This is a genomic window from Nitrosomonas sp. Nm166, from assembly GCF_900112825.1.
In the GTDB taxonomy this organism is placed as follows: Bacteria; Pseudomonadota; Gammaproteobacteria; order Burkholderiales; family Nitrosomonadaceae; genus Nitrosomonas.
The window spans coordinates 1-10,019 of record NZ_FONE01000065.1; the positions used below are offsets into that span (position 1 = coordinate 1).

Consider the following 10,019-nt stretch of genomic DNA (forward strand, 5'->3'; position numbering starts at 1 on the left):
CCATCGGCAGCATACTGCCGCTCTTCTCAGCATATGAATGCAGAAATTACTTCCTGAATTCAGGGTATGGACGTACTTAAATGCAGAATGCTCTAATTACTGACAATCAATCTTTCGATCTATCTATTTATTCAAAATCGTCGAAACTGCTTCAAATATATTAGGAGATTGCTCAATAAATTTGAAATCAATTATCAAACCATTGCCTGACAACATCAGCCAGCCATTCCGGTTCATCCAACGGCAAATCATGACCGGCCGACTCATGCTGTACATAGCCCGTTCGCCACGTTTGCGCCATTTTCAGGCTGCAGCGGTAATCCACCAAACGATCAGCCTGGCTGGCTACGATAAGTACCGGTTGTTGTGGTTTGGCAGTGATTGTAAATTTTACGGCAGCCAGAAATTGATTCCTGGCACTGATGGTTGATACCGGATTTTGTTGTTGCCATTGCTGCCAGGACTCAAGCAATTTGCCGTCATGCGGATGATGATTCGAAGTTAAACTCAGAATATCCGCTTCCTTCTGCAAGGCAGAACGAAAAATTATTTTGAGAATATGGGGATAAATTGTCCAGCGTAGGCGGTGGTAAAACGGGGATAGTGGTCTGGCGCTGGTATTGATTAAAACCGCCGCTTCAACTTCATCCGGATATCGTGTCATCCAATCAATGGCAATCATCCCGCCCATTGAAAGCGCAATTAGTCTGAGTGGCCGATCTTTAGGCACTTGCAAGCGTAATGCTTCAGTCATCCCTGCGATCGTGTTGGGACTGGTGGCATGATGCAATCGTCCATTGCCCGGTATATCGGGTGTACTGATAGCAACATCTGGAAATTGTTGCTCCAAGTTTTCGGTAAATTTCCCCCAATGCCTTGCTTCACGCCATAATCCGCGGATCAGCACAAAATCTGAGCGGTGTGTCATGAATACCATAGTGCCAGTGCTTGTTGTTCCAGTTCCTGTGCATCACTTTGGTTGAGCCAGTTTTGATACGATAAAGTGGCATGCAGCAGAAACTCCATCAGAATCAAGTGACTCCTTAGTACCCGGTTAAGCCGGTGCGGCTTGATCGGATGATACAGACCCAGCAATTGACGCAACTGTAATGGATTCTTGCGGATCCAACGCCAGGACCCCATCTCAAGTGTCAAGGGCAGAAAAATATTGTTTCTTTCCAATGACTTTAAATACAAGAAATCCCATAAATCACCATGCACAAGATAATATTGGGATTGCGGCTCAAACAGATAATCTTGATACGGATAGGTTTGCATAAACAGTTTACGTAAACAACATACTTCCTTTAAATGCTTGATCGGTTCAAGGCGGCTTCGGGCATAAGGAAACCAGATTTGGTTACGATAGCCAAAACCGGAATGGCAATCCAGTACCAAACTGAACGGTGCAGGCAAAACTTCTTGCACAATAAAATCGCACAACGCTTTTGCTTCTGGCTGCATTGCTTGGCCGGACTTTCCTCGATACCACGGCAGGATGGAAGAAATTCGATGCCCACCGGCCAGCAGAATCGTTTTTTCATGACTGTCAACCGGTGCATTGCGCATCAGATCGACACCCTGCCCGTTTGCACGGGTATAGTTCAGCATACCGACTGGGTTGATGATAGGTAAAATATTGATCCGTACATGTTGCAAAATCTCAGCCAAAACCCGGTCCCATTTCAAACGCTCAAGCAATCCCTCGAGAAAAGCAATGACAACTTGCGTACCAATACGCTCTAAACCATGGATACCAGCAACATAAGTCACACACGGAATATTGGGTGCGTTATTCCCAAGTATGAGGGCATACACTGGCAATAAATCCTCATTGCAGGGTACATGGCAAAGTATTTTTGTGCATAAATGCGTTTTATTGGCTTGAATAATTGCTTCAATTTGCTGCAGCTCGGGTAATAACTGTCTCAAAGGAATATCTCATCCATGGGCTTAGCGTACTTTTTAATCTTTAATAAAGATTTCATCAATATTTAACAAATACTTCAAGGAAGCTTAACAAATTCTCTTTATGCTGTTTGCCATCACTCACCACTTAAAAGGTATGGCATTTATGGTAAAGAACAAAGCCCCTATCAAAGTAAGAAGTGTTTGGATCTCTGATGTTCATCTCGGATTTCGCGGTTGTCAGGCAGAAGCACTCTTACACTTTCTGCATTCAGTTGAAACCGATTATCTTTTCCTGGTTGGCGATATAGTCGATTTCTGGAGTATCAAGAAAAACCCTCATTGGCCTCAGGATCATACTAACGTAATCCGATCCATTTTAGGCAAAGCCAAACATGGCACCAAAGTCATATACATACCAGGAAATCATGATGAAGCGATGCGGGATTGCATCGGCCATGTATTTGGTAATGTTGAAATTCACCAGGATTATGTACATACCACAGTAGAAGGCAAAAAGCTACTGGTCATGCATGGTGATGAGTTTGATGTCATCGTGAAGAATAGCCGCTGGCTCGCAAAATTAGGAAATGTCGCCTACGATACCCTGCTGGATCTTAATCATTATATCAATGGCTTGCGTAAGTTTTTCGGCTTTTCGTACTGGTCACTGGCCGCTTACCTAAAGTTTCGGGTAAAGAATGCGGTCAGTTATATCAGCAGCTTTGAGGATGCGTTGGCGCATCTGGCAAAAGATCGTGGCGTTGATGGTGTTGTTTGTGGTCATATCCACCACGCTGAATTAAGAGAAATCAATTCGATATTATATTGCAATGACGGTGATTGGGTGGAAAGCTGTTCCACATTACTGGAACACAACGATGGGTCATTGGAATTGATGTTCTGGGCTGATCGGTTTCAGCAATACAAAAGCCACGTACAGGAAGAATTGCTCGCCAGTAAAAAAGCTGCCTAAATTGTGGAGGTATTCCTTGCTGCCTAAATATATTTTAAGTCTGGATGGAGGTGGCAGTCATTTACTGATCCAACTCAGCGTATTAGCTTGTCTGGAAGAAGACACAGGTACTTCAGCCTATGATTTGTTTGACATGGTGGCCGGCTCCTCCTCAGGCGGATTGATTACCTGCCTGATCTTGGGACGTGCCATGAGCGCAACAGAAATCATTCAAAAGATTTTGCAAGAAAAATTACTGGAAAAAATGATGACAGAACATTGGATCAACCGGCTATTCAATAAATTACAAATTTATCCAAAGTATCAAGGTGTTTTTAAGCGCATGCTATTACAAAAGGAATTAGAAAACCTGCGGCTTTCATCGCTCAACAAGCGAATATTTATTCCTAGTTTCAATCTGAACCGAGACCAATTAGAAGTCTTTACCAATGAAAGTCGGCCAAATTTTCTTTTAAGCGAAATAGCCGATGCCTGCACAGCCGCGCCATCCTATTATCCGCCAGTGCAAATGGAAGATGGAGAGTGGCGAATCGATGGGGGTATTGGTATGAATAATCCCGGCCTCAGTGCCTATCTTCATGCCAAACAATACTGGAACAACAGCGAAATCAAAGTGCTATCTATCGGATCCGGATGGCGCAGTTTTGCAGTAAATGGCACGAAAGCCTGCGGATATGGCGGTGTGCAATGGTCAGCCAAAGGCATCGCCTCTCTGATTCTCAGAGAGAAAATGATGACCAATGCCAGTCTGACCAAAGAAATGCTGGGCAATCGTGTGTTATATATCAACCACTATCTGCATAAATACCATATGCCCGATAACATGGATTCTGCCAATAATAAAATATTGCAGCAAAAAGCATTAGATATCGGCAAGCAGTGGTATGTCGATCAGCGTCAACAAATCCAGCAATGGATGCACCCCTAATCGCTGCTGAAACTTTGCTGCAAGCCAACTCACTGTTTCACCTACACCCTCCTGTGAATATTACGTCAATTCAATAAATTGTCACACAAGAATCGAAAAACCGTCATTGTTCTGTCACAGCAGTCCGCTAAACTTTTCTGGTTTCATTCAATAAGGTCAATGCCTATGAAATCACTGAAAAAATTAACAACATATTCATCAGTGCAGGAGTCATATTGAAATGAAAATATTTTATGGGATCCAAGGAACAGGAAATGGCCATATCACGCGTGCCCGGATTATGGCCAGGGAATTACAAGCTGCCAATATGGATGTGACTTACCAGTTTACCGGCAGGCCCCAGGATAAGTTTTTTGATATGGAAGTTTTTAACGGCTATCAATGGCGCGAGGGTCTGACCTTCAGCACTAAAAACGGCAAAATCAATCACTTAAAAACAATATTGCGATCCAGGCCATTGCATTTGCTGAGAGACATCAAGCAATTGGACTTGAGTCATTATGATCTGGTCATTTGTGATTACGAGCCTGTCACCGCTTGGGCAGCACGGCGGCAAAACAAGAAAACTATCGGCATCAGTCATCAATATGCTTTCCAATACAACATTCCGCGCGCAGGCAATGATCCACTTTCTGAAGCTGTCATGAAGAGTTTTGCTCCTGTTGATGTTGGAATCGGCTTGCACTGGCATCACTTTGACCAGCTCATTTTACCGCCAGTGATTGAAACAACGATCACAACCCAACAGATACAAAAAAATAAAATCGTTGTCTATCTGCCATTCGAAGATCAACGTCGTGTAATGGCATTTTTATCACCCTTCAAAGAGTTTGAATTTTTTAATTATTCACCCGAGATTACGCCTTCATTGAGTGATCATATCCACTGCAAGCCGCTATCACTGCAGGGATTCCAAAATGACTTATCTGATTGCGCAGGTATTATTTGCAACGCTGGTTTTGAATTAGCGAGTGAGTCATTACAGTTAGGTAAGAAAATTCTGGTAAAACCGGTACACGCGCAAATGGAACAAATCTCGAATGCCTTGGCACTCCAAACTCTGGGCTACGGGAAAATGATGCACAAAATAGATTCAGAAGTTATTGAACAATGGTTATATGAGACGAAAACCATTCAAGTAACCTACCCCAACACTGCCAGATATCTGGTGCAGTGGATACAGAGCGGCATGCCACCGATTGATCAGTCATGGTGTCAGAAGATCTGGTCAGATGTGAAAGTGTTACCTGTTAAATGTTCTTAACTTGAGTAATAGAAATTAATTTATAAAAAGCACTTTATTCTTTCATGAACGACAATCTTTTATTTCAATCTCATCAGTTGATAATTAAAATCCCATCACCGCAAAATATTCTCATTATTTATAACCCGATATCCAGTGCAGGTAATACTGAGACACTCGCTTGCAAGTTAGAAATGGAGTTGTCTTTTCACGGGAAAAGCGTTGTGGTACGCACATCTGAAAAAAAGATGAAAGGCTATACGCGCATTAGAGACGATATCGCCGCGAGTGATCTTGTTGTCGTCATCGGAGGAGACGGAACCATAAGAAAGCTGTTGAATTCCATCAATAAAACAGATACACCTATTTATGCCATTCCGGGGGGGAATGAGTCGCTATTTGCCCGTTCCTATGAAATGAGTACAAGCTCAGACGATTTACTCGAGGCGATAGCCTCGGGAACATGTTTACAGCAATTTTATGGCTTGATCAGCGGTCAAGGAATTCAAGGAGAAAAACCTTTTTTTCATATGGCTTCAATGGGCTTGGATTCGCTGACAGTCAAGAATATTGGCAAAAGAAAAGGACCACTCAATGATTCAGTCTATATTTGGCATGGATTAAAAGCCTTATGCTCCCTACATCATCCGACGGTATCTGTCCGCGTTGATGGAGAGCCCGTGATTGATCGCGGATCCGGATATCTCATCGTGGCCAATAACTCTGCGTATGCTAGAAATTTACAACTTGTCCCAACCGCTAATCCATCAAGAAATGAACTGGTTCTTGGTTTTTTGCCCGGGGCACAGTATCAGCATGAACTGGTCAAGGCAATGAAAATTCTGCAGCGTAAACCCGCAAATCTACCCATGCAATATTTCTCAGGGAAAAGTATCGCATGTACTCTGCATAATCAGTCTTATCCGCTGCAAGTGGATGGCGATTATTTCCGCAATCGTGATATCGAGTCTGAAAGCACAGTCGAATTCAGTATCAGCCCCAGACCAATTCGAGTATTGATTCCGCCCTCTTTAAACAATGGCATACTACAGGTTGCCCATGATTAATCTAATGTGCCTCACTGGAAACTATCGCTTGCTTTAATTTAATGATCTCAGGCTGGTTAAGTGTTTCGGTTTTCAGTAATTCTTCCGCAGCCCGATCCAGCAAAGCTCGGTTGGCTTGAAGAATACTCATAGCGCGTTCCAGTGCTTGGTCAACCAAGGTACGCACTGCGATATCAATCTTATTGGCAGTATCTTCGCTGTAATTACGATTTTGCGGTATAGGAATATTAGTTTGCAGGAAAGTAGCCGGTTCACGGTCATAAGCCACATTACCTAAAACCTCATTCATGCCATAACGCAGTACCATGGCACGCGCAATGTCAGTAGCACGCACCAGATCATCCGCGGCACCGGTGGATACTTCGTTAAACACTACCAGCTCGGACGCCCGCCCACCCATCATTACCGCCATTTTATTCTGCAGTTCCAGACGAGTCATCAGGAAACGATCTTCCGTCGGGCGCTGGATGGTATAACCCAATGCACCGATTCCTCGAGGAATAATCGATATCTTGTGCACCTCGTCGGTATGGGGAAGTGCCAGCGCCACCATCGCGTGCCCCAATTCATGAAATGCGACTACACGCCGTTCGTTCGGATTTAACAGGCGATTGCGTTTCTCCAAACCCGCCACAATGCGCTCAACAGCATTATTGAAATCTTCCATGGCTACGGACGTGGCGCCACGCCGTGTAGCCAGCAATGTAGCTTCATTGATAAGATTTGCCAAGTCTGCGCCGGTAAATCCGGGTGTTAAGGCAGCGATTTGTTCAATTTTAACATCAGCATGTAACTTCACTTTTTTTGCATGCACCGCGAGAATTTGTTCTCGCCCTCGCTTATCAGGACGGTCCACCAGCACCTGACGATCAAACCGTCCCGCACGCAACAGCGCTGGATCAAGAATTTCCGGTCTGTTAGTTGCTGCTACTATTACAATCCCGCTGCTGGGATCAAAGCCATCCAATTCAGCCAGCAGTTGATTCAGAGTTTGTTCTTTTTCGTCATGTCCACTGCCCAGTCCATAGGCGCCACGTGCACGACCCAATGCATCGAGTTCATCAATAAAAATAATTGCTGGCGCCATTTGTCGTGCCTGCTCGAACAGATCACGGACTCGGGCAGCACCCACCCCAACAAACATCTCAACAAATTCTGAGCCGGAAATGGAAAAAAACGGCACCCCAGCCTCACCTGCAACCGCTCGCGCCAGCAATGTTTTGCCAGTACCCGGCGGGCCTACCAGCAGAATACCTTTAGGTGCGCGCCCCCCCAAACGGCCGTAATCCGCCGGATTTTTCAGAAAATTTATGATCTCAACTAATTCTTCCTTGGCTTCATCTACCCCCGCAACATCATTGAAAGTGACTTTGGTCTCTTTCTCCACAAATACTTTGGCGCGACTTTTACCTATCGACATCAATCCGCCACCCATGCTGCTGCCCATGCGCCGCATGATGAATAGCCAAATCCCAATAAAAATAGCTGTTGGCACAATCCAGGAAAGCAAGTCACGCAACCATGTGCTTTGCACAACGCCCGTATAGACAACATTGTGCTTGTCCAATACTTCAGCCAGATCAGGTTCTACCCGTGTAGCCACAAATTCCTTAAATCCTTCCGCATCCTTTTCCTTAAGTGTTCCAAAAATCTGATTCTCAGTAATTGCAATTTCGGCCACACGCCCCTGCTCCAGTAAATGCTGAAACCGACTATAGGGAATATGTTTAACCTGAGTATATTGCGTATACAGATTCTGCACCAATAGAAGGCCCAGCATCGCTACGATGATAAACCAGAAATTAATTTGTGCTTTCTTATCCATTGATTACCTCATTTTGTGAATGATGGATATTTCCGTAATGTCAGAATCAGCTGGCACTATAAGATACCTGATCAATGCTAAATTGCAGCAAACTACCTACTGATGGAATAAACTCATGCTAAAAAAATAATCACTTAACTGATTACAATAGTTCAGATTGCATCCCGGCAAGACTTTTACTAAAGCCATCCCCAGTTAAGCAATTCTAATTTTCTTTTATGTTCGACTAATGATGTCACTGGTAAAACGAAAGTTTCGCGCGTCCCTTGGGTTACTGCATTCCACTACTAACTCTTTCCGTGAGCAATAGCAGTTAATCATCCCATTTTCGTTTAATTCGCTAATCGCTTCATCAGCGCTTTTATAGATGGGAAGAGACAGAGTAATTAACTTTTCAGCTCCCTGTTTAGTAAGAAAATAGGCAGTAAGCCCCCAAAAATGCGATACAAATTTCGATGCATGCAAGCTAATATGCTTAGTTTTATTTTTTCTACGATTTATGAAAAATAAATCTGCGTCTTCTGGAATATTGCGTGCAAATTCTTCTAGCGTCGCCTTATTACAAGTCATCAAGGCATCATCTTCAAGGATGAGTGATATTTTATTTGGCGATGCGAGCGCTGCTCTCCACAATTCGTAATGAGAAAGATAAGCGCCTATCTGGGCTGGAGTTAACGGCATACCTGTGGCCGGGCAATGATGACCAGGAGATAATCTACCATCGTCAATTAGCTGGTTTGTGTCAATCGTCAATCCATCGATTGCAGAAAATATTTTAAGATTAAAATCAGCTGTGCCAAATTGCTTTTCAATAAATTGTCTTTTGTCTGGTCTACGAAGTAAGTTAATACAAACAATATCGAAATCGACTGAATCGGTTTGTGCATACAACAGCTTAGTGTCATTGCGTTTTGCGGTGAAAAACAAACGATCAAGCGCTAATGATCCAGCCGAAGATGCAGTTTGCAGAACTGTCTTAGTATCAAAAACCCATCGCCAAGGCCCAACCGTAGCCCCTCGGTGTGACTGTATATATTTTCTATATAAATTTCTCATTATGTAGACCAAATCGGGGATCAGATGATGAGCAAATCTAAGTGATTACCCCTTTGAATCTACCTAGATCTAATTCATAAGGTTATTCTCAGGTTTGTTTTTCGCGCTGTCGAAGCTTGGTGAAATAGCTGATGGAATCTTCAAGAACCATGCCATTTCAGTAAGAGTAGTAAACGCTGTTTCTCTGATAATACTCCTCTCTTACATCCGCTAGAGCGAATAAAACCAATACTTTCATAAAGTTATGGCTCTTATATTAATAAGCCATAGAGTAAGAACATAAGCGCTCTTTGATAAAGCAAAGATCATATAAGAAGAATACTTTTTCAATATACGTAGAGCTGAATATTTAGTCAAGCAAGCTATAAGTAGCCCAGGCCAAGAAACTGAAATGAGCTCATCAATGATTTGATAGAAATGGAAAGTTCTCGCTGCAAAGCAAATAGGAAATATAAGGCTAGAAATTTGATTTAAGAAAACACTAGACTGTCAGAAAATTTTCCACTGGCAATTTTTTCAAGATATTGCTTGGCTTTCTCACTAACACCGGCCCCATGTTGCAAATAAGATTGTGCTGCCAACTTTGGTGAATAATTACTGATCATATAACCCTGCAACTTAATATTTTCTAGAGATATGGAGGTTACTGTCAACTTTCCCTTTCCTAGTTTAATGACGAGCAAATTTTTACCGCGAGTTGCGACAATTATTGCAGTATTGCGATGTTGATTAATAATAACGGTAGGTTGCAACACTTATGCAATGACCTTATAAGTAGTAAGAACAAAGATATAAATTTACATCACACAATTACTCTGTAGTTCAATTTTCTTTAGATATCAAGAAAGTTAAAAGTGATACAATTACTTACCTGCATTTGCCAATTATGCGATTACTAGCGGAGCAAAGAATTATTGACTCGAGAACTTTGCACGGTCAGAGCCAGTTTCAGATGCGATTAATGATATAATAGTGTTTTTAATCATACAATTGAGTTAATTGATATGAGCTTTTCG

9 protein-coding genes are annotated in these 10,019 nt (G+C 42.8%); 4 read left to right on the forward strand and 5 right to left on the reverse strand.

Translation table 11 applies throughout. The annotated features are described in order from the left end of the window. Positions 1-187 precede the first annotated feature (187 nt). Positions 188-928 carry an alpha/beta fold hydrolase gene (locus BM021_RS13810; protein WP_090721593.1) on the reverse strand — a complete coding sequence of 247 codons (741 nt, stop codon included), beginning with the start codon at positions 926-928 and terminating at the stop codon, positions 188-190. Next, positions 925-1,932 (reverse strand): M14 family zinc carboxypeptidase, encoded by a 1,008-nt coding sequence (locus BM021_RS13815; RefSeq protein WP_256207937.1) that lies wholly within the window; start codon positions 1,930-1,932, stop codon positions 925-927. The genes BM021_RS13810 and BM021_RS13815 overlap by 4 nt, the downstream gene beginning before the upstream one ends. 142 nt (positions 1,933-2,074) lie before the next feature. Between BM021_RS13815 and BM021_RS13820 the strand changes: the two genes are divergently transcribed. From BM021_RS13820 to BM021_RS13835, 4 genes are all read left to right on the forward strand, one after another. Next, positions 2,075-2,884 carry a UDP-2,3-diacylglucosamine diphosphatase gene (locus BM021_RS13820; RefSeq protein ID WP_090721601.1) on the forward strand — a complete coding sequence of 270 codons (810 nt, stop codon included), beginning with the start codon at positions 2,075-2,077 and terminating at the stop codon, positions 2,882-2,884. A 16-nt stretch (positions 2,885-2,900) separates the two neighbouring features. Then, positions 2,901-3,812 (forward strand): patatin-like phospholipase family protein, encoded by a 912-nt coding sequence (locus tag BM021_RS13825; protein ID WP_256207938.1) that lies wholly within the window; start codon positions 2,901-2,903, stop codon positions 3,810-3,812. A gap of 220 nt (positions 3,813-4,032) precedes the next feature. Then, entirely contained in the window at positions 4,033-5,076 is a 1,044-nt protein-coding gene (locus BM021_RS13830) for an MJ1255/VC2487 family glycosyltransferase (protein ID WP_090721596.1), read from the forward strand. A 44-nt stretch (positions 5,077-5,120) separates the two neighbouring features. Further along, positions 5,121-6,122, forward strand: a complete 1,002-nt coding sequence (locus BM021_RS13835; RefSeq protein ID WP_090721597.1) for a diacylglycerol/lipid kinase family protein — start codon at positions 5,121-5,123, stop codon at positions 6,120-6,122. A 1-nt stretch (position 6,123) separates the two neighbouring features. Here BM021_RS13835 and ftsH read toward each other — a convergent pair whose 3' ends face one another. The 3 genes from ftsH to BM021_RS13850 all read right to left on the reverse strand — a co-directional run bounded on the left by ftsH (position 6,124) and on the right by BM021_RS13850 (position 9,758). Further along, positions 6,124-7,947 (reverse strand): ATP-dependent zinc metalloprotease FtsH, encoded by a 1,824-nt coding sequence (gene ftsH, locus BM021_RS13840; RefSeq protein WP_090721598.1) that lies wholly within the window; start codon positions 7,945-7,947, stop codon positions 6,124-6,126. Between the two features lie 216 nt (positions 7,948-8,163). Further along, positions 8,164-9,003: a glycosyltransferase family 25 protein gene (locus tag BM021_RS13845; protein WP_090721599.1), complete on the reverse strand. Its 840-nt coding sequence runs from the start codon at positions 9,001-9,003 to the stop codon at positions 8,164-8,166. A gap of 470 nt (positions 9,004-9,473) precedes the next feature. Further along, positions 9,474-9,758, reverse strand: coding sequence for a hypothetical protein (locus BM021_RS13850; RefSeq protein ID WP_143074357.1), 285 nt, complete (start codon positions 9,756-9,758; stop codon positions 9,474-9,476). Positions 9,759-10,019: the final 261 nt, after the last annotated feature.

Bases quoted from the DNA above. Each gene is read 5' to 3' on its own strand.
- BM021_RS13810 (WP_090721593.1), bottom strand. From the start codon at position 928: ATGACACACCGCTCAGATTTTGTGCTGATCCGCGGATTATGGCGTGAA.
- BM021_RS13820 (WP_090721601.1), top strand. From the start codon at position 2,075: ATGGTAAAGAACAAAGCCCCTATCAAAGTAAGAAGTGTTTGGATCTCT.
- BM021_RS13830 (WP_090721596.1), top strand. From the start codon at position 4,033: ATGAAAATATTTTATGGGATCCAAGGAACAGGAAATGGCCATATCACG.
- BM021_RS13835 (WP_090721597.1), top strand. From the start codon at position 5,121: ATGAACGACAATCTTTTATTTCAATCTCATCAGTTGATAATTAAAATC.
- ftsH (WP_090721598.1), bottom strand. From the start codon at position 7,947: ATGGATAAGAAAGCACAAATTAATTTCTGGTTTATCATCGTAGCGATG.
- BM021_RS13845 (WP_090721599.1), bottom strand. From the start codon at position 9,003: ATGAGAAATTTATATAGAAAATATATACAGTCACACCGAGGGGCTACG.